Consider the following 23,747-nt stretch of genomic DNA (forward strand, 5'->3'; position numbering starts at 1 on the left):
ATAGAGGAGCACCGAGGCCAATAATCCCGCTAGGAGCGCTTCAAACCCAGGCGCTCCACCGTTTCGCCCTCAAAGTCGAACTCAATGAGGATGGCCTGCTCTTCGCCTATCACCCAGCCATCGTGGCCGGGCGCAATGGCCACTACTTGCGGCGCTGCATACTCTTCCTGGGTGCCATCGGCGTACTGAATACCGAGCTTACCGGCGGCCAGAAACCCCACGTGCGCGTGCTGGCACAGCTCCGTGCCTACCACCGGCTTCATATCCTTCGACCACCGGAAACCGGCCGGGTACACCACCCGCTTCACCCGCGAAGTGCCGGTGGTGCGCACTACATCTACCTGCACACCGCCTACTTCACGACGGGTGGCATCTTTCAGGGGGCCGAGCAATGATTCCGTATTCATAGGTTGGGCGGGGTTAGGTCTGGAGAAGGAAGCGCTTTGCCTGAATATAGCAGATGTAGCGTGTAGTCCAGGCCTCTCGCGCGGAGCCTGCTTTACGGCATCTGAATTTAGGGGTGTTCTTCTGGCATTATGCGCTCCTACGCTATTCGGCCCCATGCATCATTCCAAAGTTATAAATGTCTATTTATCAGATAATTATCATACACAATGCCTAAATTTTCAACATTAAATTTCACTTACTAAATAGTAATGTATAAGATTCCGGGCCTGATTTGGCTCCCACAGTAGGCGCTGTGGTTTCGGTACCCTTGCTACGAGAGCAGAGAGGCCCATTGCCAAGTGACCGGTTGAGCTTGTATATGTTTTGCGCCGCTTTGTTCGCCTGGCCGCCGCTTAACAACTGGGAGGTGATGCGGTCCTAGAGGTACACATTCCTCACCAACCAAACCCTATCACTATGGATTCGTCCACCTCATCATCAAACAGCCAGTTAAACGACACCCTCCAAGCCCTAGGTGGTGGCCTAAGCGCCGCTGCGCCGGCTGCCGCAGGCAACATCGATAGCTGGATTTCTACCCTCAACGGTGCTGGCAGCCCTGCCCTGAGCGCTATTTCCTCAGAGCTCGAAAACCTGAAAACCGCCATCGGTAGCGGCGACGGTTCCCAGATCAGCCAGTCGTTGAAAACGCTGGGTGAGCACACAACTAAAGCCGCCGAAAGCGCCACGCCCGATGCCAAGTCGCAGCTCCAGCAGCTAGGCCAGACATTGAGCTCCGCTGCTACGTCTTTGCAAGGCTAGGCCTCTGCCCAACACTTAAGCGAAACGGCTACTTCCCGATGAGGAAGTAGCCGTTTGATTTTTAGCGGCCTGAGCTTTTGCAGAAAATAGCTACCCCCGGCGGCAGTGGGCACATTGACTGGCCTACGCCTGGGAGCCGGCTGCGCGCAGCGACTGATACAGCAGGCTGGCGGCCGCCTGCAATAGCGGCAGATCGGTGGTACGCTCTTCACAGCGCTGCATATCGTAGTGGCATAACGTGCCGAAGGGTTTGCCCGCCTGGTCGCGGACGAGCACCCCACAGTAGGATATCACGGGAGTTTCAATACGCCCTTTTACCCGCGCATCGACGGAGGCATCCGTGATTTCGAGGGGCTCCTGCTGTTGGCCTACCAAAGAGCAATACGTGGCAGCCATGGGGGCATCATCTCCCTTCAGCAGGTCGGGGTGGTAACGGTCGAACAGCACCTCATTGCGCAATATGTCCCCATCGAAGCGAAAAACACCGGTATACTGGTGAGGCGTACGGTGATTGAGGTATTTGAGCGCGGCATGTATGCCATGCTCATGCAACTCGTTGCTGAATGCCGCTATTTCGCGTTGCATAGGGGCATCCTGCCCTTCGGAAGAAGAAATCATAGCAAACACTTTTTGCGGCTGAGATACTGTAGGACTGGTTACGACTACCCCAGACAAGGTGCGCAAAAACCGGTTTTTGCTGCCGCAAGATACTACACTTCGCCCATTATGGCTTTTACTGCAATTAATTGTAAATGTCGGAGGTCATCATCTACCATAAGCCGTGCTGGAGCGGAAGGAGGCGCTACTAAGCTGTTTGCATTACTTGTTCCGGACACCATGTCGATATCTCCCCGTTGAGCGTAAGGGGGACTTGGGGCGCGCCCGGCGAGATGCAATTATGCGTCTCTACACCGTGTTGACGATACTGCTGCTACCTTAAGCAGCCTCCTAGAGGATGTTGAGTTGCCTACGTGTCTTATCGGCATTCTATAACTGGCCTAGCACAACTAAGCTGGCATAATTAGGCAGACCAGGGTTTAATTACGGAAAGCCACTGGCAAAGTATCCATCTAGCGCTGAAGACTTAAGAGGACACGCGTAGTGTACTTATCTGCGTTTGGATATAGTGTTGAGCGTGATGCTACGCTGCAGGCTGGATTTAAACCGACCATCGTCTACTGCGCTTTTGGCTTGGTGCTTGGTGGCGCGGCCCTGCACCCTGGCCCGCCACATGCGCCAGGAAGAGGCCTTCATTTCCCGCCGCATTAGTTTGATCACCTCCGCCTCCGAAAGGCCGAATTGCAGCTCTATGGCTTCAAACGGCGTGCGGTCTTCCCACGCCATTTCGATAACCCGGTCAATATCAGCGGCCATCAGGGCTTGTTCTTTCATGGTCGGTTTCCTTGAGGTATCACTGACTTGTAGGCCAGTTATTCTATAAGCGCAACAAGCGGTAAGTGTTTCTGGCCTTTGGGTAAAGATGCTGCAATGGGCCTAGTAGGCCACATAAAGCAAGAAATCGTATTTTTGCCTTTACCAACAGCAAGCACCGGTTTATGTAATAGCTGATTTCTTTCCACAATCGAGTAGCCACCCCACTGTGTGGGCGGCTATATCCAATTGCATTTTGAGGAAGAAACCATGTTACTGCTACAGAACCTTGGGTATGCACACCCCAATAAAGATGTGCTGTTTGATGGCCTGAACCTAGCTATCAACGACCACCAGAAGATTGCCCTGGTTGGCCATAACGGCGTTGGGAAATCAACCTTACTGCAGCTACTTGCGGGTCTTTTGGCGCCCTCCAGCGGGCGCGTACAGACCAGTTCCGTGCCGTACTACATCCCGCAGCATTTCGGCCAGTTCAACAATCTGACCGTAGCCCAGGCCCTGCGCATCGAAGGAAAAATCCGCGCCCTGCAGGAAATCCTGAGTGGCCTAGCAACGGACGCCAATATGGCCTTGCTCGATGATGACTGGACCATTGAGGAACGCAGTCAGGAAGCCTTGCTGCACTGGGGCTTGGCTGATGTAAGCCTGACCCAACCTATGGCTAGCCTCAGCGGCGGGCAGAAAACCAAGGTTTTCCTGGCCGGCATTACCATTCATCAGCCCGACATCATATTGCTGGATGAGCCCAGCAACCACTTGGACACGGCCGGCCGGCAACTGCTCTACGACTTCATCAAGACCAGCCCCAGCACCCTGCTGGTAGTGAGCCACGACCGGAAACTGCTGCACCTGCTTGATACAGTATGCGAGTTGAGCAAGCGCGGCCTGGCCCTGTACGGCGGCAACTATGAGTTCTACGCCGAGCAGAAGCAGGTGGAAAGCAACGCGCTCAGCCAGGACGTAAAGAACCGCACAACCGCCCTTCGCAAAGCCAGGGAAACCGAGCGCGAAGCCCTGGAGCGCAAGCAAAAGCTGGATGCTCGCGGCAAGAAGAACCAGGACAAAGCCGGCCTACCCACCATCATGCTGAATATGATGCGCAACAGCGCCGAACAAAGCACGTCGCGCCTCAAAGGCATTCATGCCGAGAAAGTGGGCGCCCTTTCCCAGGAGCTGAGCGAGCTGCGCAAGGAGCTACCTGATACCGATAAAATGAAGTTCGGCTTCGATGATTCTACCCTACACAAAGGCAAAATCCTCATCAGCGCCGCTGGCCTGAACTACAGCTACGGTACGCGCCTGCTGTGGCCTGAGGGCCTCAGTTTTCAGATTCAAAGCGGGGAACGGCTGGCCCTGCGTGGCCTCAACGGCTCTGGCAAAACGACCTTAATAAAGCTGCTGCTAGGCCACCTGGAGCCTACGCAAGGCACGCTTCATCGCGCCGTAAACAAGGCCGTGTACATAGACCAGGAGTATTCCTTACTGCAGAACCAGCTTTCGATATACGAGCAGGCGCAGCAGTTTAACACCACTGGCCTACAGGAGCACGAAGTCAAGATTCGCCTCAGCCGCTTCTTGTTTACGCCCGCGTATTGGGACAAGCCCTGCAGCACCCTAAGCGGCGGCGAGAAAATGCGGCTGCTCCTGTGCTGCCTCATGATCAGCCAGCAGGCCCCCGACCTCATCATTCTGGATGAGCCCACCAACAACCTCGATATCCAGAACCTCGATATTCTGGCCGCTGCCCTCCACGACTACCACGGCACCCTGCTCGTGGTATCGCACGACGAAGTATTCCTGGAGCAGTTAGGAATTGAGTGGACTATTCAGCTAGCATAGCCCTGCAGCGCATAGACACATACGTTCTAAGCACGTCAGGCAGCGCCAAAGACCTATTATAATTAGCTTCAGCAGCCCTTCTGCAGGCCTTCCTATCCATAAGCCCCTAAAGCTCACAAACCGGTGTAGATAAAATTTCAACTGAATTTTCTTGTTAACTTTGAAAAACAAAGTACTTTTGATACCGTAGAAATTAAATAACTCATTCTTCCAGCATTTCGCATTTCAGCTGCCATGAATAGCCTCAGCAGGACAAAAAAAGCATGGAGCTTGAAGCGCCTATTCCTGCTAGGCCTAGCGCTCGTTTTTGCGGTGGCCGTTCTGGTGCTACTTCCGAAATGGAAGCAATCCTCAGATAACGGCGGGCAATTGCCACGTGAGCCGTTCCGCATTGCTGGCAACCTCTACTACGTGGGCACCCGGGACGTTACCTCCTTCTTACTCACCGGCCCCAAGGGCCACGTGCTGATTGATGGTGGCTACCCTGGCACCGCCCCTATGATTCTGAAAAGCATAGCCACGCTAGGCTTCAATATCAAGGATGTCAAGCTTCTGCTTAACTCTCATGCCCACATTGACCATGCAGGTGGCCTAGCCGCATTGCAGCAGGCTTCGGGAGCACAATTATGGGTGAGTGAGGCAGATGCCGCTTTGGTTTCCTCAGGGGGAGTTAGCGCCCGGAACATGGCCCCGGTGAACGGGCTGATATACCTCGGCATCATGCGGTATCCTGCGCCCCGCATAGACCACCAGTTCCGGGATGGGGCCCAGATCAGCTTAGGTCCCATCCGCCTTACGGCGCACGTCACGGCGGGCCACACGCCTGGCTGTACCACTTGGGCGTTTCCAGTGCAGGAAGGCGACCGGGAGCTGCTAGTAGTCAGTGTAGGCAGCCTGTCGTTGCCCATGCCTCCTTCTCTCTTTAATTGGAAATATGATGCGGCCTTGCGGCAGGAGTTGGAGCGCAGCTATGCCACGCTCCGCAGCTTACCCGCCGACATCTACCTCTCCTCCCATGCGCGTGCTTTCAGTTTGAAACGCAAGTTTGAGGAGCGCGCCTCAGCCCCCACCCCCGTAGCTCCCTTCCTCGACCGGGCGGGCTATCTGGAAGACATACACAAGGCAGAAGTGGCCTACCACAAAGCGCTGCAGGAGCAACAGTAGTTGCCTCCATATACAGTTCACGTAGCGCTTACCCAGAAGTTATTCAGCAACTCTAGGCACACCCGATATGAAAGCCGAAGTACTCCAAAACCTAGACAACCCAAGGCAGCTGGAAAAGCTCTACCGCGACAACCGAGCTACGTTTAAACGGGAGTTTAATTCTGTATATCCTAGCATTCAGGAAAACCCGGTAGCGCAAATCTGGAATGAGCGGCTCAATTATGAGGGCGATGGAATTTCCTGGGGCGCCGGTCGGGAGGTGGTGTTTGTACTTCTGGCTGCTAGTATCGCTGGCGTTATTGCCAAACTCCCGGAAATATTCGGGCTACAACCAGATTACTTCTATCCGCGCAATATTGCTTTTATCGTTTTTCCGCTGCTGACTATTTATTTCGCCTGGAAGCAAAAACTGCCTGCTACGTCTGTAGCAATTATTACACTTATAATAGTAGCATCAGTTATCTACATTAATTTATTGCCTCGCAACGACCGGAGCGATACCTTAATACTGGCCTGCATTCATCTGCCTTTGCTCCTGTGGGCAGTGCTGGGCTTTGCTTACGTGGGGAATGCGCCGATGAGCACGAATCGGCGCCTGGACTTCCTGCGCTACAATGGCGACCTAGTGGTGATGACCACTATTATTCTGCTGGCCGGCGGCCTGATGAGTGCCATTACCATCGGCCTATTCAGCCTGATTGGCCTGCGGATCGAAAATTTCTATATGTCATACATAGGTGCCTGGGGAGCCGCCGCTGCCCCCATCGTTGGGACTTATTTAGTGCAAACCAACCCTCACTTGGTTAATAAAGTGTCGCCAATAATTGCCAAAATATTCACCCCTTTGGTCTTAGTGATGCTTGTTATTTATCTGGGGGCAGTCGTGTACACAGGCAAAGACCCCTATAACAACCGCGACTTTTTACTGATCTTCAATATTCTCCTGATTGGCGTAATGGCACTCATTGCCTTTTCGGTGGCTGAATCCTCAAAAAGCGCCACCCGAAAATTCGAGAATTACTTATTGCTAGGCCTATCTATTGTTACTATCCTGGTGAACGGCGTGGCACTTTCCGCTATAGTATTTCGAATATCGGAGTGGGGGATTACGCCCAACAGGTTGGCAGTGCTTGGTGGAAACGTGCTGATTTTATTTAACCTGCTGGTAGTGGCCTACCACTTGTTTAGAACTGCGAAAGACCCGAAAGAAATTACGAGTGTGGAGAATAGCATCGTGTCTTTCCTACCGATGTATGGGCTATGGGCCGCGCTAGTGGTGTTTGTTTTCCCTCTGGCTTTCCACTTCAGATAAGGCGCTGCTAATGCACTTCCCCAAGTGACGTGAGGTGTATTCTCCAAGCACCACACAGGACCGCACAATACACTGTTAAGTAGGGATTTTACACAGTCCCTTAATGAAGCCTTAGAATTTACTTTGAAATACAAAGTTCTTTTATTTACTTGTAGCTGCTAACCCAAGGATCCTTGTTGACTCTGCCTGCAGGTACCGCAAGCACTTTAGCCGCTGCTTTACTAGGCCAGTGCAAGCTCCAAAGAGCCGTTAGCATCCCCTTTTGAGACTTTTAAAACATCAACTTAGTCCACTACTATTATGACACTCTCTAAAAGCATTCTGCGCGTAGCCTTAGGCACGGGGCTCCTGCTGCTCATCCCCCTGACGGCAAAACTATTTCTCTCTGATATGCTCTGGACTCTAAGCGACTTCGTTTTCGCTGGCGTCCTGCTTTTCGGCGCAGGTATGACGTTTGTTCTCATTGCACGCATGAGCAACAATGCCGCATACCGGCTGGGAGCCGGTGTGGGAGTGGCCGCAGGCCTATTGCTGCTTTGGGCGAACATGGCCGTAGGCCTAGTTGGGAGCGAAGATAACCCCGCCAACCTGCTCTACGTCGGGGTGCTAGCAGTTGCTCTCATTGGATCACTTGTGGCGCGCTTTCGGCCGCTGGGCATGTCCAATGCCATGTTTGCCGCCTCGCTTACCTACGTGGTGGTAACAGCCATAGCCCTGTTTGTCTGGAAGCCTACGGGTGCTGCAGCTGAGCCCAATGTTCACCTGCTGAATGTATTGGTAGCGAATGGCGTCTTTGCCGCCATCTGGGCCGTTTCGGGTTGGCTGTTCCGCCGCGCCAGCACCAGCAGCCTGAACCAGCAACTGGCCTAGCAGCGCAGCTTATTACACAGTATCATCTCTAACCCTAATCTAGTATTCCAATGACCATATCTCACTTGGTGCTGGCTGGCATCGCGCTGCTTCTCATGGGGCTCTTTTATTTGCTGATAGCTAGCCGGGGCCGCACTGGTGCCTATAAACTGGCCGTCGTCGTCGTCGTGGCTGCCTCCCTCCTACTAGTGTGGGGCAACCTGGCGGTGGGCTTCATCGGCAGCGAAGACAACCCCGCCAACCTGCTGTATGCTGGGGTGCTGGCCGTCGGCTTCATCGGGGCCGTTTTGGCGAAACTACAGCCGCTCGGTATGGCAAAGGCCATGTTTGCCACGGCTCTTGCGCAGTTTGCCGTTCCTTTCGTGGCCATGGCCATCTGGCGGCCCGAGCTTAACTTGGGTGTGCTGTGGGTGATTGCGCTGAATACCGTTTTCGCCGGTCTGTGGGTGGCAGCAGGGTTGCTTTTTCGGCGGGCAGATGCTGCTGGTGAAGGTTTGGGCCGGGCGGTGGCCTAGCAGAACAGCAAACCTAAATATAGTATTGACCAACAAGCGAAACCGGACTACAACTACAGAGGTTGCAGGCCGGTTTTGCTTGCTACGCCAACTGCTGTCGATGCACTGATAATGTGTAGCATATAGAATAAACCTGTTTCCTCTCTCAGCTATGCCTATTTGACTTTGCACAATGCTGTATCAATCCAGATCAAGACAATATGACTTATAAAAATGATATAAATTCATTGATAACAGCCAAAAAGTCAGCAAAAGATCTTCTGCACCCCGTTTGCTAAGCATCTCGTAGAACTTCTTACCCGAAGCACCTACCTAACGACTTAGCAATCATGAACTTCAATAACTATACGATCAAGGCACAGGAGGCCGTGCAGAAGGCCACCGAGATTGCCGGGGGCAATCAGCAGCAAGCCATTGAAACCGGCCATTTGCTCAAGGGCCTCTTCCAGAGCGACGAGAATGTGCTGTCGTTTCTGGCTAATAAGCTGGGGGCAAACCTCAATATCCTCACGCCCCGCCTCGATGCACTGGTAATGGGCTACCCCAAAGTAAGCGGGGGCTCGCCCTACCTCTCCAACGAAGCCGCCGCCGCTTTGCAGCGCGCTACCGGCTTTCTGAAGGAGTTCGACGATGAATATGTATCGGTGGAGCACTTGCTACTGGGGCTGCTGGGCGGTAAAGACGCCGTAGCTACCCTGATGAAGGACGCCGGCTTCAATGAGAAAGACCTGAAAGCTGCTATCAAGGAGCTGCGCGGGGGCCGCAAGGTAACTTCGCAAACTGCCGAAGACCAGTACCAGAGCCTCAACCGCTACTCCCGCAACCTCAATGAGCAGGTGCGCACCGGCAAGATGGACCCAGTTATCGGCCGCGACGAGGAAATCCGGCGCGTACTCCAGATTCTGAGCCGCCGCACCAAGAACAACCCCGTGCTGCTCGGGGAGCCTGGCGTAGGTAAAACCGCCATTGTGGAGGGCTTGGCCCAGCGCATTGTGGCCGGCGACGTGCCCGAGAACCTCAAGGACAAAATCATCATGTCCCTGGACATGGGTCTGCTCATTGCGGGCGCCAAGTACAAAGGTGAGTTTGAGGAGCGCCTCAAGTCTGTTATCAAGGAAGTAACCGACTCCGAAGGCCAGATCATCCTGTTCATCGACGAGATGCACACCCTCATCGGGGCCGGCGGTGGCGGTGAAGGTGCCATGGACGCAGCTAACCTGCTCAAGCCTGCCCTGGCTCGCGGCGAGCTGCACTCCATCGGGGCTACTACCCTTAAGGAGTACCAGAAGTACATTGAAAAGGACAAGGCCCTGGAGCGCCGTTTCCAGGCTGTAATGGTAGATGAGCCCAGCATTGAGGACGCCATCAGCATCATGCGCGGCATCAAGGAAAAGTACGAGCTGCACCACGGCGTACGCATTACCGATGATGCTGTAATTGCTGCCGTAGAGCTCAGCTCGCGCTACATCACCGACCGTTTCCTACCCGACAAAGCCATCGACCTGATGGACGAAGCCGCCGCCAAGCTGCGCATCGAGCTGAACTCTATGCCCGCTGAGCTGGATGAGGTGCAGCGCCGTATTATGCAGCTGGAAATTGAGCGCGAAGCCATCCGTCGTGAAGATAACCGCGACCGGGAAGCCGTGCTCAGCAAAGAGCTCAGCGAGCTAACCGCCAAGCGCGACACCCTGAAAGCGCAGTGGGAAAACGAGAAATCGGCTCTCACCAGCATTCAGACCGAGAAGGAAAACATTGAGCGCTACAAGCTGGAAGCCGACCAGGCCGAACGCCAGGGCGACTACGGCCGCGTGGCGGAGCTACGTTACGGCAAGATTCAGGAGGCTGAAGCCAAGCTGAAAGTCCTGCAGGATGAGGCCAACGAAAACAAAGACGGTGGCACCATGCTGCAGGAAGTGGTAACTCAGGAGGACATTGCAGAGGTAGTGGCCAAGTGGACCGGTATTCCGGTGAGCAAGATGCTGCAGTCGGACCGCGAGAAGCTGCTGAACCTGGAGCAAGAGCTGGGCAAGCGCGTAGCCGGCCAGAGTGAGGCCATTGCGGCTATTTCGGATGCGGTGCGCCGCTCCCGGGCGGGCCTACAAGACCCTAAGCGGCCCATCGGCTCGTTCATTTTCCTGGGCACTACCGGCGTGGGTAAAACCGAGCTGGCCAAGGCCCTGGCCGAGTACCTGTTCAACGATGAGAACAGCATGGTGCGCATCGACATGAGCGAGTACCAGGAGCGCCACGCCGTGTCGCGCCTGATTGGCGCGCCTCCCGGCTACGTGGGCTACGATGAGGGTGGTCAGCTGACCGAGGCCGTGCGCCGCAAGCCGTACTCCGTGATTCTGCTCGACGAGATTGAGAAGGCCCACCCCGATGTGTTCAACATTCTGCTGCAAGTGCTGGATGATGGCCGCCTCACCGACAACAAAGGACGAGTGGCGAACTTCAAGAACACCATCATCATCATGACCTCGAATACGGGCGCTGACATCATTCAGAAGAACTTCAAGGAGCTGAATGAGTACAACCACGACGAAGTGGTGGACCGCACCCGCGACGAAGTAGTGGAGCGCCTGAAGCAGCACATGCGCCCTGAGTTCTTGAACCGCATCGACGAGATTGTGATGTTCCAGCCGCTCAAGCGCAAGGAAATCCGCAAGATCGTGGACATCCAGTTCAAGCAGATTCAGCAGCGCCTGGAAGAAGCCGGCATTCGGCTGGAGGCCACCGACGAGGTGCTCGACTTCCTCGGTGAGCAGGGTTTCGACCCGCAGTTTGGCGCTAGGCCACTCAAGCGCGTGCTCCAGCGCCTGGTGCTGAACGAGTTGTCGAAAGACATTCTCTCGGGCCGCGTAACCAAGGACGCTGTGGTGGAAGCCGTGCTGGAAGACGGCCACCAGATCCGCTTCAACAACGTGGAAATTCCGGCTGTTGGGTAATTATCATTATTAACAAAAAGCCCCGCTGGCAGTATGCTAGCGGGGCTTTTTTTGCTAGTATTAGACCTTAAAATATATCTATCTCCATGAAAGCTGTAGTTCGAGTATTACTTCTAGTTGTATCGATTCTGATTTTTGATCATGCCAGCACTTGGGCGCAAAGTACGCCTCCTGCAGAACCCTCCAGCAGTAGCTCCGGCGAGATAGCCGTTATGCGCGTGTATGAAGGACGCGGTTCTTATGGTTCTCGAATTGTAGTGGCCTACGAGAATGGTAAAGTTGATGAAGAACAGTTCAAGGATTTCAAAGGGGAATTCAGCACTAGCATGACTCAGAAAGTGCAGGTTGCCATATCTAAATTATACAAAGCCGGCTACGTGCTGCTACAGGCATCCGGCGGCGGCATGAGCGAAACAAATGTGTATACCAATTTGGTAATTATTGAAACCTTCGTTTTTCGGAAGCCCTAGAACATGTTTTCACCCACGCATCAGCTGTATGTAGGTGACCTATAAGATGGCCCGTTCCAGCATCATAGTCAGGCGCCGATGAAGCTGGCGCTGCACCCGTTTCGGGAGGGGCTGATGCTGTTCATATAGCCTAACTGCTTCCCTCTCCCGCTCCTTCGAGTTCCGGCCCCAAGTGCTTGGGCCAAGGATTGCCAGGGCCACGCTACTGAAACCGCCTAGTACTGCTCCTACAGCAGGCCAATCGGAGGTTGTATCGGGCTGCCCGGTACCGAATATATCAATATAGAACTCAATTTGAGACCCCGAATAGGCGGCAACTCCTGCCAGAACAGGTGCTAGGCCAGTCATAACCCGGCCCCGACGGCGGTTGGCCAGAAACAGGCTGTGTAGCGCCTGCAGCGTATCGGCGCGGGTGAATACCCGGGGGGTGCTGGCCGCCGGAGGAAGCGTTTGAGACTGCGCCTCGGTTGTAGAGAGTAGCAGTAGGCCTGTCAGCCATCCTATCAGCGCTTTCATAGAGAATTTAAATAGAGTTTATATAATATATAGGTTTTCTATTTAAATTACCTCCCTCCTATTTCCCTACATGCCAAAAGCCCTGCCAGCGTAATGCCGACGGGGCTTTTTTATTCGTGGTTGGTTCTGCTAATCAAGCAGTTCTTTCAGCCTATTGTGGAGCTGGCGCTGTATGTGTTTTGGTAGTGGCCTACGCTGCTCATACAGCAACAGCATCTTCTGCTCAGCTTCTTTGGAATTTCCCAGCCACGAATCCGGACCGCATACCACTAGCAAAACACTCCCTATGCCACCTGCAAAAGCCATAACAATAGCCGAAGTTGAGGCATAATCAGGTTACGAGCTAGTCAGCAAATTGGTGCTTCCCATAGGTATTTGTGACCATCCATACACAGTAGTACCAACGGCAATTGGTGCCAAGGCAGTCATAGTCCGGCCGCGGCGGCGGTTCTTGAGAAACACACGATGCAAGCCTTCCAGGGTATCGGCATGGGTGAAGACGCGGGGCGCTACGGGGGCGGGCGCTAGTGCCTGGCTGTGGCCCGCAAACGAGTAGGCCAGTAGCATGCCTAGCAGCAAAGCAGGGAGTGTTTTCATAAAGGATATCTATACCTGATGAGCTGTAGGATAGTACTCAAACCCTGTTTTCGCGCAACCCTGAGGCTATCTGCACTGCTAGTACCGGCCCAGTGAAGCCAGCGCCAACTCAGTTTGGCTATAGCAGCCCTTTACTTTTTGCGGGAGCCACGCTGGGTTAGCAGAGGCAGCCAGGCGGCCACATCCTCGGGCAAAGGCTGCCCATTTTCCAGCTGGGCCATTAGCTGCCGCTCGCGCTTGCGGCTGAAACGCACCAACCCCATGGCACCCATTACGGCGGCGCTTGTGCCCACACTGGCGTTTATGCCGGTGCTCCAGTCGGCATCACCTCTGACGGCATAGCTGGTAGCGCCTCCTATTAGCAGACCGCCGCTAACCGCTCCAACAGTGCTAGCCAGCCGACCCCACTTAAACAGCTTATGCACTTGCTGCCGCAGGCTATCGGGCAAAGGTCTGGGCACGGCTACCGGCGCAATTGTGGTGGTGGGCGTTATGACCGGGGTGGTCTGCTGGGCAAAACCAGTGCTGATACTCGCCGCGAAAAGCCCGAGGGCTACTAGGGTATTTTTCATATCGTTGGGTTGGTTAAAAATAAGTTCAGCTAACCGATTACAGCATCGTACTGGTACACATCAGTGGTTATGTTCCTTCACCTGACTAAGGGTGGTATGTAGGTGTTGCCGACTGGTATTGGTAGTGCTTGCCAAGCGCCACTAGGCCTAGCAGGATCGAGTGGTTACTTACCAAGTGCCAGACCAATTCGGAACTCCGCCATCAATTCCGGATCGAAATGCCAGCTTGCATGACGCATTATAGGTGTCCATTGTAATCCTACGTTGCCATCAACGAAGCCATAGCGCCCTAGGCGCCGCTGTAGGCCATAGCACATGCTGGGTGTAGCAGTATTAGCATAATACTTTTCAACATCACTATAAGGGATATAGCTAATGTTGGTCTGGATAGCCGCTGAAAAGTAGTTAGCTGAGAAGTTGTTGGCGCTTTTGCCCTGCCGGATGCGCTTTTTAAGATTATAATAATAACGGCCAGCTACCTGAGCGCCCATATCGAAGTAACGCTTCGTGTATCGGGTAAATTGCTGATTGCTGGGATTGTACACAAATTGCCAACCCGGCTGCGCGGTAGGGTTAAGCTCGCCCAAAACCGAGAACAAAGTACCCAGTTTGCGCTCATAGATCAGATATACGCCGTACCGAAAACGGCCAAAGTCGTACCCCACATCGTTGAGGCCCAGTTTCCACAACTGGCTTTCCTCAATCTGGGACCTGATCAGGTAGTTGTAGCGCTCCTTGAGGTTGAAGTCGGACTGGTCGCTTTCCTCTTCTTCGTAGCTGATGCGGGAAGAATCGGGGGCGGCTACCTGGCCTAGGGCAGACTGGCTGGCGAAAAGCAGGAGCAGAAACAGGCCTAGCAGGCTGGCTCGCGGAAAGAAATAGGTAGTCATGGAAGATAAGCGGAAGCTAGCGACGAAGCAGTAAAGGATTGATCTGAAGCGTGACGGGCGCGTACGAGGTGTTCACGCGGATAAGTGGATCTGTTTTGCGGTACTGCACCTGGAAGAAGGTGCGCGTGTTGACAACGCCCGGAGAAAAAGTAGTGTTAGCAGGCAGTTTTATGTTGCCGTGCAGGGTGGTGAACTCGTAGCTATACAAATCCATCTGGGGCGACACAATCGTGACCTCGGTGCGGGCGGCCGTGATCTGTAGGCCAGTCAGGCCCGCCGTGGGCTCCACCCGAATGCTGCCATAAGTATTGTAAATGGTATAGCGGCCGGCGGCATCGGTGAGGCGAATGGCGGCTTTGTCGGCGTGGCAGGTGAATGTCAGGTCGAGGTTGCGGGCCGTAATATCGGCGTACTTGCTCGTGATGGTAAGCTGGCCCTGCAAATCCTGCAGCTTTATCTGGCCGAACTCCTGCAGAATTTCCTGTAGGCCACTCAGGGAAGTGAGCATAGTTTCGCCGTAGGCATTGGTGATCTGCAAGCTGATTTTGGCGGGCACCCACAGCGTGTATTCGGCCCGCAGGTTGCTTTGGAGCGTGGTGCCAGCGGCCAGCGTGAAGAAGTTGCGCAGGTTCACATCGTTGCCGGTCTGCTCAATGCGGTATTGCATCACCTGCAGTTCCCGCTCGGCCACGGCGCGGTCGGGGTGCTTGGCCACGAGGCGCAGCACCAAGCGGGCGGTGGGTTTATCCCAGCCCTGCACATGCACGGTGGCTTTTTCGCCCTGCACATAGATGCGGGTGGTGGGCGTGAGCGGGAGCGTTTTCTCGATGGTGCGCGTCACGACCTGCACTTTGGTTTGCGCCTGGCCTAGCGTGGCGCTACTCAGCAAAAGCAGCACCACCAGCCAGCACCGCCGACGCTGCCGTTGGGGCATGTGCCTATATAGAAGTTCCAGCATCAGGTTATCAATAATTGAATAAGCTCTTTCGTGACGGTTGCTTTGAGGGCCGTGACGCGGGTTTGGTAGCGTACCAGTTCCGGGTTGCTACCAAAGCGCTGCACTTCCTGCTGCAGGCGCTTTTCCTCCGCGTCCAGCTCGGCCATCTGCTGCTTTAGGCTCCGGAACTCCGGCGACTGGCAGCCAGCCGGCACCTTGGTGCATTGGGCATTGATGAACGCCATGCCTTCATGCTCTTCGGCCACGTCATCGGGCAGCGCCAGGGGCTCTTCCGTGGTGTTGAGCGGGGCCGATACGGTTTCCACGCTATAGCTGACGCGCTCCGTGGTGGCTATCGGGATGGGGGTAGCGCTAGGCCAGTAGTGCCACGCCAGCAGCACCAGCAGCCAGCTGGCGGCCATGGCTCCTACGCGCAGCACCCGCGCTGTAGGCCACATGGGGCGCACAACTGCCGGCGTAGGCCATACTGGTTGGATTTCCGCTATAGGCTCTTGGTCTAGCTCGGCCAGTATATTGTCCCAGACCAGTTCATCGGGCTCATGCTCGGGCAGCTCATGGCGCACCTCATCTAGGGCCGCCGCAAAGTCGAGCTGCTGTACAATACGTTCCCAGGCCTGCTCCGCTGGTACGTGCTGAGGCAGGCTGGCAATAGCTTTATGGAGATGAATGCGACCAAACTCGGGGCCTTCTTCAATTTCTTCTTTCATCGGCGTAGTTCCTGAAGTTTTCCCTGCAGCAGGCGCTTGGCGTGGAAGAGCTGCGACTTGCTGGTGCCTTCCGAGATACTGAGCATCTCGGCTACTTCGCGGTGGGCGTAGCCTTCTACCTCAATCAGGCAGAAAACGGTTCGGTAGCCCGTGGGGAGGCTCTGAATAGCTCTTTCCAGAAGCTCACCCGTCAGGTTATCGTGCCAGCAGATGCTGGGCTCGGGGTGGCGCTGCTGGTCATAGACCTCCATGCGCTGCTCCCGCTGCTGAATCACGAGGGCCCGGCGCACCACAATGGTGCGGATCCAGGCACCCAAAGCCGCATCCTGCCGAAAAGCGGCCAGGTTACGGAACACGTCCACGAAGGCATCCTGCAACGCATCCTGAGCCAGTTCCCGGTCGTTGAGAATGCGCAGCGCACACGAGAACATAGCTTTTTTGTACCGGTCGTAGAGCTGCCGTTGAGCCATCCGGTCTTGCCGGATGCAGCCCGCTAGCAGCTCTTGGTCTACCAGTAGTGTATGGGGAGTAGAGGTTGTTGACAAGCAAGTAGCGCTGTTTGGCCTAAAGTGCTGGCGGCCCGCAGAAAGGTTGGTTGGGCCCTAAAAATATTCTGAGTAGTGGCCTACAGAGACTAGCAGGCCCAAGCTACGCAGCCCTAACCGCCGGAAACGCATGTAGCTCTGTGGGCAAGGGCTATGTGCCAATCTGCTCCTCAATGAAGATCAGGGGGGACCCCAAGCTGGACCGTATACTGAATAGAACCTTGTTTATTTTTCACTTTCCTCGGGCATATCCTAATAAATCTATCATATTTACTTATTCTAATTTAATAGCACTTAAATCTTACCAAAGTAATCTTCTCTTTGCCTTTCCTGCTTTGTGCTTGCAGGCCACTGCTTTACTGCTGCCGTGGTCTCGGGGCCTGTTGCAGAGGAGCACGCACATTTTCCGGCATTTCCTTTCCTTATCTACCTCTCACCTAGTTATATGCCCTCAACTCTACAGTTCTCTACAAGCACCTTGTGTCAGCAGCCTAAGCGGCTTTGGCCCCTGCTGGCGGCCGCTCTAGGCCTATTAGGTTCGCAGCCCATTGCCGCGCAGCAAACGTTGCGGAAGCAGCTGGCCCCGGTTCCGGCCCAGACGTCCATCAGGCTGCCTTACGCGGCTCCAGCAAGTCACGTGGTGGCCGCCTTGGCCCGGCCAACAGTAGCCCACGGCGTGCAAGCCAGCATCAGCTCCACGGCCACTGGCGGCAACTGGAGCGACCCTACCACGTGGGCGGGTGGCATAGTACCCAGCGCCGCCGATGAGGTGACCATAGTGGCCGGCGCTACTGTAACGGTAGATGTAGCTGCTGCCTGCGCTTCCCTCACTATTGCCAATACGGCCTCCCTGCTCACTTCTACTACCACGGCCTACCAGCTGCAGGTGGCCGGCAGCGTAACCAACAACGGCACCCTCGACCTAAGCAACAGCGCCACAGTGGGTACTGATCTGCGGTTTACCGGAGCGGGCAGCGCCAGCTTCACGGGCACGGGCACTACCGACCTGCAAACCGTTTCATTGGCCAAATCTGTGCGCGATGATGTGGTGGATATGAACCTCCCGACCCTCTCCGTGAAAGGTAGCGCCACCACCGGCGACGGGTTCCTTATTACACGCGTCGGCACCCCCTTGGCCGATGACATGACCGGCACACTGAAGATTTCCGGTTCGGCTACTATCAGCAACAAAGTAGTAGGTGGCGCTGCAGGCTACACACTGCCCGCCACGGGTGGCCTATGGCTGAGCAACGCCAATTTCACGGTGCTAGGTCAGACGGGCTCGCCCACCATCAATGGCCTGCTGCGCATTTCGGCGGGCACGTACAATGTGGGTACTGCCTCGGGCAACTCTCTGGGCTTTGGCACCGGCGCACTGTACACGCAGGAAGGAGGCACGGTAAACATTGCCGGACGTCTGAACACCGCCAACGCCATCACCTTTACCATGAGCGGCGGCGACCTGAACGTGGTAACCGTTGGCAATGCATCTGCTAGCAGCTTCAGTTTCTCTCTCTCCAATAACACCGCCGCCAACACCCAGACTATTTCGGGTGGCACTATTACGCTGGTGCAGCCAAATACCAACGCGGCCATTGTGGCCGCCGATTACTACGTTTTGGGCAGCATGACCGCTACTGGCGGCACATTGCGCATAGGCACTGGCGCTACCACGGCGCCGGCTACTGGCCAGGCCACCTTCCGGCTGGCTGGCAATGCCCCCGGTCTGCTGATTGATGGGACAACCACGGCTAAAACTGCCTTGTTGGCGGCTCAACTGGTGGTGCGCGGCAATACAGTAGTGCAGGCCACTTCCACGCTCGACCTAAACGGTTTCTTGCTGCTGCAGGCGGGCCCCACATTTACCAACAACGGCACCTTCACGGCTAATACGTCGGCGAGTGGTTCTACCATTCCGGGCAGCCGCTTGTATTTTCAGAGCAGCGCTGCGCAAACCCTGAACGGCACTGGCACCTTCACCAGCCCTATTCGCCAAATCACCTTCGAGAATACGGGCGGTGGCGTAACCATAGCAGCCCCTATTGCTGCTACCAGTGTAGCCATGTTTACGGGTAATGTACTGGGCGCTAACAACCTGACTATTGGCGGCGGTAACCCAGTGTTCAATAGCATTCAGTACGGCGTGACGGGTAGTACCACTACCGCGGGTAATTTCGATGTGGCACCGGCATTCAATCTTGGTAGCGGGGCTCTGCAGTTGATTTATGCCCCAGAAACGGCCCCTCGCACCACCGGCTTCGAAATACCGGCGTCGCGGGCCGTAGACGTTATCACGATGAGCAACCCTGCAGGCGTGGTAGTAGCAGGCGGCAACATTCAGGTGGCCGGTGTGAGCAATGCTTCCGTGCTGCTTTCCAATGGCATTATTACTACTTCTCCCTCCAATACACTCATCATTGGGGCCGGAGCCGGCGATTTTCCGGTGGGTTCTGCCCTCAGCTACGTGAAAGGCCCGCTGGGCATCACGGTGAATAGCACTACCCCCGTTTCGCGCACTTTCGCCGTTGGCGATGCTACGGGCTGGCGTCCGGTGGTGCTTATGGGCATCAGCACCACGGCGGCCCAAACATTCACGGCTACGGTAGTTGGTGGCGCCACGGGCGGCACGGTTTCCGGCGCCCTTTCCAGCCTGAACCCTACACGCTACGTGCGCATACAAAACACGGCCAACTTACCTGCTTCGGCCCGTGTGCAGCTCAGCTATGGAACGAATGACATAGCGGGCGGCACGGCTACCACGGTGGTTGCGCAGGCAGCTACCGCTACCGGCGTTTTCGTATCGCGGGGCGGAGCGCTGGCTACAGTTCCCACAACCGGCGTCGTTTCAACTCAGGACCTGACACCCGGCAACGACTTCTTTGTGCTGGCTAACACCGAGGGCGGTGTCCTGGCTTCCTCAGCGGCCAGTGTATGCGGGGGCACTAATGCGGGCGTCATCACGCTTACCGGCAACCAGGGCACTGTGGTAAATTACCAGGCCGACAGTGGCACCGGTTTCCAGGATGTGGCCGGCACCAACACGGGCGCTACCTATGCCTTCGCCAACCTGACGGCTACCACCACGTTCCGCGCCGTTATCCTGACGGCTGACAACCGCACCGTGTACTCGGCTCCCGTTACGGTAACCGCAACGCCAACTCCTTCGGCAGCCTTCAGCTACGCTACTGCCACCTACTGCCTGGGCGCTGCCAACCCAACGCCCACCATCACGGGCGCAGCCGGCGGCACATTCAGCAGCTCAGCCACCGGCCTAGTGATTGATCCGGCAACGGGCGTTATCAACCTGGCTACCAGCACTGCCGGCACCTACACCATTACCTACACCGTAGCCGGCACTTGCGCTAGCACAGCTACGGCCACCATTACCATCAATGCCACACCTGCTCGCCCCACGGTAACGGTAGTGTACAATGGCCTCACTACTACGCTCACCAGCTCAGCGGCTACCGGCAACCAATGGTACCTGAATGGCACAGCCATTGCGGGCGCCACCAACCAAACCTACGTGGTGAATGCGGCAGCCCAATATGGCTCTTACACGGTGGCTACTACGGCCAGCGGCTGTGCCTCCCAGCCTTCGCAGCCGCTCGTAGTAACGTCGGCCGTGAAGCCGCTGGCCGGCACCTCCCTCACGCTGTTCCCCACGCCTACTACCGATGGTCACCTCACCCTGGAGCTGAAAGGCTACACCAAAGCCGTGACGCTGAGCATCTACAACGCTGTAGGCCAGCAGGTGCGTAGCCTGACGGTGCCCGCGGGTCGTCAGCTGCAACCTCTCGACCTGAGCCAGCTGCCCGGTGGCATCTATATCCTGCGCGCGCAAACCGCAGGTGGCCTAGATGTTCGTCGGATTGTGAAGGAATAGCCTTCCGATTTTTCTGTGATTGGAAAGTCCCGCTGGCCTTGTGCTGGCGGGACTTTTTGCTGGCCCGCAAGTTCCTGGCCTCGGTCAAATTCCTCAGGTCGTGTAGCTTTGCCATATGTCGGTATTCCAAACGTATCTACAGCTCGGGTTTCTCCATATTTTCAACCTGGGTGCCTACGACCACATGGTGTTCCTGCTGGCCCTGTGCGCGCCCTACGTGCTGCGCGACTGGCGGCCGGTGGTGGCCTTGGTCACGAGCTTCACCGTAGGCCACTCGCTCACGCTGGCGCTGGCTACGCTGGGCGTGGTCAACTACTCGCCTCAGCTGATTGAGGTTCTGATTCCTATCACTATCCTGATTACCTGCGTGGCCAATTTGTGGCAAGCCAGTAGGCCAGTCAGTCGGCCCAGCCCCAACCGCCGCGAGCCCGCCAGCCGGGTTTTCCTGACGCTTCCGAACCTTCTGGCTGCTATGTTTGGCCTGATTCATGGCCTCGGCTTTTCCAGTTACCTGCGTGAGCTGCTAGGCCACCAGAGCCGCCCCGTACTGGAGCTGCTGGCCTTCAATGTGGGCGTAGAGCTCGGCCAGTTGCTCATTGTGAGCCTGATTCTGGTTGTGGGCTTCATAGTGCTACGCATCTTCGGGGCCGCCCGCCGCGACTGGCTGCTTGTAACCACCGGCGCCGCTCTGGGCATTGCTCTCACGCTACTGGTGAAATAGTGAAGTGGCCTAGGCCTGGCATGGCGAGCAGCGCGAAGCACCAGAAGCAGCTCTGCACCATTTCACAAATTCACAATTTCATCTCTTCGCCACGCAACTCCGCTAGGCCAGTTGGTGTCTTTCGCGGCACGCGAGGATAAGCGGCGCTAGGCCAGTATCTTCGCTTTTGTAAGGCGTCTTTCACTCCCCTTTTGCAACCTATGTTGAAACCTACTCTGCTGGCCGCTGGGCTGGTGGCTTTGCTGGCCGCTCCGGCGCTGGCACAGAACACCAATTCCGGCACCGACAAATTTGCCCAGCTCGGCCAGGAGCTGCCCACGCCCAACACGTACCGCACCGCCTCAGGCGCGCCGGGCCGCGACTACTGGCAGCAACGCGCCGACTACAATATCAAAGTGACGCTTAATGATGCCGACCAGAGCATCAGCGGCACCGAGGATATTACCTACACCAACCTCTCGCCCGACAAGCTCACGTATCTGTGGCTGCAGCTCGACGCCAACATCTACGACCCCAAGTCGATGACGGCGTCCACGCAAACGGCCGAGCTGAAGGATAAGATGTCGTTTCAGACGCTGGAGTACCTGGAGCGCACCAGCTTCGACGGCTCGTTCAAGATCGACGACATCCGGATGAAGGGCGGCAACAAGCAGCTTGCCCACACCATCAACTACACCATGATGCGCGTGGACCTGCCCCAGACGCTGGCCCCCAAGCAGTCCGTTACGTTCACGGTGAAGTGGCACTACACCGTTAATGACCAGAAGAAGACGGGTGGCCGCTCTGGCTACGAGTACTTCGAGCAGGACAAGAACTACCTCTACGAAATTGCCCAGTTCTACCCCCGCATGGCCGTCTACGACGACGTGAACGGGTGGCAGCACAAGCAGTTCCTAGGCCAGGGTGAATTCACGCTGCCCTTCGGCGACTACAAAGTGGCCATTACGGCTCCCGCCGACCACGTAGTAGGCGCCACCGGTACCCTGCAGAACCCCGACCAGGTGCTGACCTCTACGCAGCGCAAGCGCTTCGATCAGGCCAAAGCTTCCTCGAAGCCTGTGGTGATTGTGACCCAGGACGAGGCTACGAAAGCCGAGCAAGGCCGCGCTAAGGGCACCAAAACGTGGGTGTACGACGCCAAAAACGTGCGTGACTTCGCTTGGGCTTCTTCGCGGAAGTTCATCTGGGATGCTATGGGCTTGAAAGTGGAAGGCAAGCCCGTCGTGGCTATGTCGTACTACCCGAAAGAGGCTAACCCGCTGTGGGGCCAGTACTCTACGCAGGCCGTGGCGCACACCGTTAAGACCTACTCCAAGTTCACTATTCCGTATGAGTATCCGGTGGCTATTTCCGTGCACGGCCCCATTGGCGGCATGGAGTACCCGATGCTTTGCTTCAACGGCTACCGCCCCGAGGCTGACGGCACCTACTCTTCGGCCACGAAGTATGGCTTGATTTCGGTGGTTATCCACGAGGTAGGCCACAACTTCTTCCCGATGATTGTGAACTCCGATGAGCGCCAGTGGACCTGGATGGACGAAGGCCTGAACACGTTCATGCAGTACCTCACGGAGCAGGAATGGGAGCGTGGTTATCCATCGCGCCGCGGCGAGCCGGGCCAGATTGTGCCGTACATGGCCATGAACCCGAACCTGCAGAACCCCATCATGACGAACTCGGAAACGGTGCTGCAGCTGGGCAACAACGCCTACGGCAAGCCCGCCACCGCCCTGAACATCCTCCGCGAGACCGTAATGGGTCGTCAGCTTTTCGACTACGCCTTCAAGACTTACGCCCAGCGCTGGGCCTACAAGCACCCCAAGCCCGCCGACTTCTTCCGCACCATGGAAGACGCTTCCGGCGTTGACCTCGACTGGTTCTGGCGCGGCTGGTTCTACGGAACCGAGCACACTGATATGAGCATCGAGAGCGTGCAGTGGTACAAAGTCGATTCCAAGAACCCTGACATTGAGAATGCCGCCCGTCGCGAGGAACTGAACGCAGCCCCGAAAAGCCTCTCTCAGCAGCGCAACCTCCAAGACATCAGCAAAACGCTGGTAGACGAGCGCCCTGAGCTGAAGGACTTCTACAACAACTACGACCCTTTGGCGGTATCGGAAACCGACAAGGCCCGCTACCAGCAGTACGTATCGAAGCTGAAGCCGGAGCAGCAGGAAATCCTGAAGAAGGGCCTGAACTTCTACCAGCTCGATCTGAAGAACCTGGGTGGCCTAGTGATGCCCGTCATCATCCAGATGACCTACGCCGACGGCACCAACGAAGTGGTGAACATCCCCGCTGAAATCTGGCGCCGCAACAACGCCGAGGTAACGAAGGTGTTCATCACCGAGAAGCCCGTGGCCTCGTTCACCCTCGACCCCTACCTGCAAACCGCCGACACGGACCTCTCGAACAACGGTTTCCCGCGCAAGCTGGCGCCTTCCCGCTTCGAGCTGTTCCAGCAGCAGCAGCAGCAGCCTAACCCCAACCCAATGCAGCAGCGCAATGTATCGTCGCAGCAGCCCAAGCAAGGTGGTGGCACTACCGGTGCTACGGGTGGCAACTAAGCTTCCTTTCGTGTAGATTTAAAACAGCCGGGCCAGTTGGTCCGGCTGTTTTGGTTTATAATCAGCTGTTTTTAT

General features: G+C 56.0%; 21 protein-coding genes. 11 read left to right on the forward strand and 10 right to left on the reverse strand.

Going from position 1 to position 23,747, the window contains the following annotated elements:
- Window positions 1-29: 29 nt before the first annotated feature.
- The gene (locus CFT68_RS11255; protein ID WP_088843508.1) at window positions 30-407 is read right to left on the reverse strand and encodes a cupin domain-containing protein; all 378 of its coding nucleotides are present in this window, start codon (window positions 405-407) and stop codon (window positions 30-32) included.
- A 457-nt stretch (window positions 408-864) separates the two neighbouring features.
- On the opposite strand from CFT68_RS11255, the gene CFT68_RS11260 reads away from it, so the two are divergent.
- Window positions 865-1,206 carry a hypothetical protein gene (locus tag CFT68_RS11260; protein ID WP_088843509.1) on the forward strand — a complete coding sequence of 114 codons (342 nt, stop codon included), beginning with the start codon at window positions 865-867 and terminating at the stop codon, window positions 1,204-1,206.
- 123 nt (window positions 1,207-1,329) lie between these two features.
- Here CFT68_RS11260 and CFT68_RS11265 read toward each other — a convergent pair whose 3' ends face one another.
- Entirely contained in the window at window positions 1,330-1,824 is a 495-nt protein-coding gene (locus tag CFT68_RS11265) for a hypothetical protein (protein ID WP_088843510.1), read from the reverse strand.
- A gap of 489 nt (window positions 1,825-2,313) precedes the next feature.
- A complete protein-coding gene (locus tag CFT68_RS11270) occupies window positions 2,314-2,598 on the reverse strand; it encodes a TIGR03643 family protein (protein WP_088843511.1) in 285 nt (94 codons plus the stop codon).
- Between the two features lie 249 nt (window positions 2,599-2,847).
- Here CFT68_RS11270 and CFT68_RS11275 point away from each other — a divergent pair, with 249 nt between their 5' ends.
- The 7 genes from CFT68_RS11275 (at window position 2,848) to CFT68_RS11305 (ending at window position 11,713) form a co-directional block, all read left to right on the forward strand.
- On the forward strand, window positions 2,848-4,437 hold the full coding sequence (locus CFT68_RS11275; RefSeq protein WP_088843768.1) for an ABC-F family ATP-binding cassette domain-containing protein: 1,590 nt from the start codon (window positions 2,848-2,850) through the stop codon (window positions 4,435-4,437).
- A 270-nt stretch (window positions 4,438-4,707) separates the two neighbouring features.
- A complete protein-coding gene (gene bla / locus CFT68_RS11280; protein WP_170934769.1) occupies window positions 4,708-5,601 on the forward strand; it encodes a subclass B3 metallo-beta-lactamase in 894 nt (297 codons plus the stop codon).
- Window positions 5,602-5,668: 67 nt separating this feature from the next.
- Complete coding sequence (locus tag CFT68_RS11285; RefSeq protein ID WP_088843513.1) at window positions 5,669-6,913, forward strand: DUF4153 domain-containing protein; 1,245 nt, start codon at window positions 5,669-5,671, stop codon at window positions 6,911-6,913.
- A 300-nt stretch (window positions 6,914-7,213) separates the two neighbouring features.
- Window positions 7,214-7,783 (forward strand): hypothetical protein, encoded by a 570-nt coding sequence (locus tag CFT68_RS11290; RefSeq protein WP_088843514.1) that lies wholly within the window; start codon window positions 7,214-7,216, stop codon window positions 7,781-7,783.
- Window positions 7,784-7,833: 50 nt separating this feature from the next.
- The gene (locus CFT68_RS11295; protein ID WP_088843515.1) at window positions 7,834-8,298 is read left to right on the forward strand and encodes a hypothetical protein; all 465 of its coding nucleotides are present in this window, start codon (window positions 7,834-7,836) and stop codon (window positions 8,296-8,298) included.
- 329 nt (window positions 8,299-8,627) lie between these two features.
- The gene (gene clpB / locus CFT68_RS11300; protein WP_088843516.1) at window positions 8,628-11,243 is read left to right on the forward strand and encodes an ATP-dependent chaperone ClpB; all 2,616 of its coding nucleotides are present in this window, start codon (window positions 8,628-8,630) and stop codon (window positions 11,241-11,243) included.
- Window positions 11,244-11,329: 86 nt separating this feature from the next.
- The gene (locus CFT68_RS11305) at window positions 11,330-11,713 is read left to right on the forward strand and encodes a hypothetical protein (protein ID WP_141106527.1); all 384 of its coding nucleotides are present in this window, start codon (window positions 11,330-11,332) and stop codon (window positions 11,711-11,713) included.
- Between the two features lie 39 nt (window positions 11,714-11,752).
- On the opposite strand, the gene CFT68_RS11310 is transcribed toward CFT68_RS11305, so the two are convergent.
- The 7 genes from CFT68_RS11310 to CFT68_RS11340 all read right to left on the reverse strand — a co-directional run bounded on the left by CFT68_RS11310 (window position 11,753) and on the right by CFT68_RS11340 (window position 16,498).
- The gene (locus tag CFT68_RS11310) at window positions 11,753-12,229 is read right to left on the reverse strand and encodes a hypothetical protein (protein WP_088843518.1); all 477 of its coding nucleotides are present in this window, start codon (window positions 12,227-12,229) and stop codon (window positions 11,753-11,755) included.
- A gap of 336 nt (window positions 12,230-12,565) precedes the next feature.
- Window positions 12,566-12,826 (reverse strand): hypothetical protein, encoded by a 261-nt coding sequence (locus tag CFT68_RS11315; protein WP_088843519.1) that lies wholly within the window; start codon window positions 12,824-12,826, stop codon window positions 12,566-12,568.
- Window positions 12,827-12,957: 131 nt separating this feature from the next.
- Complete coding sequence (locus CFT68_RS11320) at window positions 12,958-13,398, reverse strand: hypothetical protein (RefSeq protein ID WP_088843520.1); 441 nt, start codon at window positions 13,396-13,398, stop codon at window positions 12,958-12,960.
- A gap of 164 nt (window positions 13,399-13,562) precedes the next feature.
- Window positions 13,563-14,288 (reverse strand): hypothetical protein, encoded by a 726-nt coding sequence (locus tag CFT68_RS11325; protein WP_088843521.1) that lies wholly within the window; start codon window positions 14,286-14,288, stop codon window positions 13,563-13,565.
- A 16-nt stretch (window positions 14,289-14,304) separates the two neighbouring features.
- Window positions 14,305-15,222, reverse strand: coding sequence for a hypothetical protein (locus tag CFT68_RS11330; RefSeq protein WP_088843522.1), 918 nt, complete (start codon window positions 15,220-15,222; stop codon window positions 14,305-14,307).
- 23 nt (window positions 15,223-15,245) lie between these two features.
- Window positions 15,246-15,953 (reverse strand): anti-sigma factor, encoded by a 708-nt coding sequence (locus tag CFT68_RS11335; RefSeq protein WP_088843523.1) that lies wholly within the window; start codon window positions 15,951-15,953, stop codon window positions 15,246-15,248.
- Window positions 15,950-16,498, reverse strand: a complete 549-nt coding sequence (locus CFT68_RS11340; protein WP_245815349.1) for an RNA polymerase sigma factor — start codon at window positions 16,496-16,498, stop codon at window positions 15,950-15,952. Before CFT68_RS11340 ends, CFT68_RS11335 begins: the two co-directional genes overlap by 4 nt.
- A gap of 445 nt (window positions 16,499-16,943) precedes the next feature.
- Between CFT68_RS11340 and CFT68_RS11345 the strand changes: the two genes are divergently transcribed.
- From CFT68_RS11345 to CFT68_RS11355, 3 genes are all read left to right on the forward strand, one after another.
- Entirely contained in the window at window positions 16,944-20,384 is a 3,441-nt protein-coding gene (locus CFT68_RS11345; RefSeq protein WP_088843525.1) for a T9SS type A sorting domain-containing protein, read from the forward strand.
- A gap of 115 nt (window positions 20,385-20,499) precedes the next feature.
- Window positions 20,500-21,105 carry a HupE/UreJ family protein gene (locus tag CFT68_RS11350; RefSeq protein ID WP_088843526.1) on the forward strand — a complete coding sequence of 202 codons (606 nt, stop codon included), beginning with the start codon at window positions 20,500-20,502 and terminating at the stop codon, window positions 21,103-21,105.
- A gap of 200 nt (window positions 21,106-21,305) precedes the next feature.
- Window positions 21,306-23,672: a M1 family metallopeptidase gene (locus tag CFT68_RS11355; protein ID WP_088843527.1), complete on the forward strand. Its 2,367-nt coding sequence runs from the start codon at window positions 21,306-21,308 to the stop codon at window positions 23,670-23,672.
- Window positions 23,673-23,747: the final 75 nt, after the last annotated feature.

The sequence above is a fragment of the Hymenobacter gelipurpurascens genome, assembly GCF_900187375.1.
GTDB lineage: Bacteria > Bacteroidota > Bacteroidia > Cytophagales > Hymenobacteraceae > Hymenobacter > Hymenobacter gelipurpurascens.

Bases quoted from the DNA above. Each gene is read 5' to 3' on its own strand.
- CFT68_RS11255 (WP_088843508.1), bottom strand. From the start codon at position 407: ATGAATACGGAATCATTGCTCGGCCCCCTGAAAGATGCCACCCGTCGT.
- CFT68_RS11260 (WP_088843509.1), top strand. From the start codon at position 865: ATGGATTCGTCCACCTCATCATCAAACAGCCAGTTAAACGACACCCTC.
- CFT68_RS11265 (WP_088843510.1), bottom strand. From the start codon at position 1,824: ATGATTTCTTCTTCCGAAGGGCAGGATGCCCCTATGCAACGCGAAATA.
- CFT68_RS11270 (WP_088843511.1), bottom strand. From the start codon at position 2,598: ATGAAAGAACAAGCCCTGATGGCCGCTGATATTGACCGGGTTATCGAA.
- CFT68_RS11275 (WP_088843768.1), top strand. From the start codon at position 2,848: ATGTTACTGCTACAGAACCTTGGGTATGCACACCCCAATAAAGATGTG.
- CFT68_RS11285 (WP_088843513.1), top strand. From the start codon at position 5,669: ATGAAAGCCGAAGTACTCCAAAACCTAGACAACCCAAGGCAGCTGGAA.
- CFT68_RS11290 (WP_088843514.1), top strand. From the start codon at position 7,214: ATGACACTCTCTAAAAGCATTCTGCGCGTAGCCTTAGGCACGGGGCTC.
- CFT68_RS11295 (WP_088843515.1), top strand. From the start codon at position 7,834: ATGACCATATCTCACTTGGTGCTGGCTGGCATCGCGCTGCTTCTCATG.
- clpB (WP_088843516.1), top strand. From the start codon at position 8,628: ATGAACTTCAATAACTATACGATCAAGGCACAGGAGGCCGTGCAGAAG.
- CFT68_RS11305 (WP_141106527.1), top strand. From the start codon at position 11,330: ATGAAAGCTGTAGTTCGAGTATTACTTCTAGTTGTATCGATTCTGATT.
- CFT68_RS11310 (WP_088843518.1), bottom strand. From the start codon at position 12,229: ATGAAAGCGCTGATAGGATGGCTGACAGGCCTACTGCTACTCTCTACA.
- CFT68_RS11315 (WP_088843519.1), bottom strand. From the start codon at position 12,826: ATGAAAACACTCCCTGCTTTGCTGCTAGGCATGCTACTGGCCTACTCG.
- CFT68_RS11320 (WP_088843520.1), bottom strand. From the start codon at position 13,398: ATGAAAAATACCCTAGTAGCCCTCGGGCTTTTCGCGGCGAGTATCAGC.
- CFT68_RS11325 (WP_088843521.1), bottom strand. From the start codon at position 14,288: ATGACTACCTATTTCTTTCCGCGAGCCAGCCTGCTAGGCCTGTTTCTG.
- CFT68_RS11330 (WP_088843522.1), bottom strand. From the start codon at position 15,222: ATGCCCCAACGGCAGCGTCGGCGGTGCTGGCTGGTGGTGCTGCTTTTG.
- CFT68_RS11335 (WP_088843523.1), bottom strand. From the start codon at position 15,953: ATGAAAGAAGAAATTGAAGAAGGCCCCGAGTTTGGTCGCATTCATCTC.
- CFT68_RS11345 (WP_088843525.1), top strand. From the start codon at position 16,944: ATGCCCTCAACTCTACAGTTCTCTACAAGCACCTTGTGTCAGCAGCCT.
- CFT68_RS11350 (WP_088843526.1), top strand. From the start codon at position 20,500: ATGTCGGTATTCCAAACGTATCTACAGCTCGGGTTTCTCCATATTTTC.
- CFT68_RS11355 (WP_088843527.1), top strand. From the start codon at position 21,306: ATGTTGAAACCTACTCTGCTGGCCGCTGGGCTGGTGGCTTTGCTGGCC.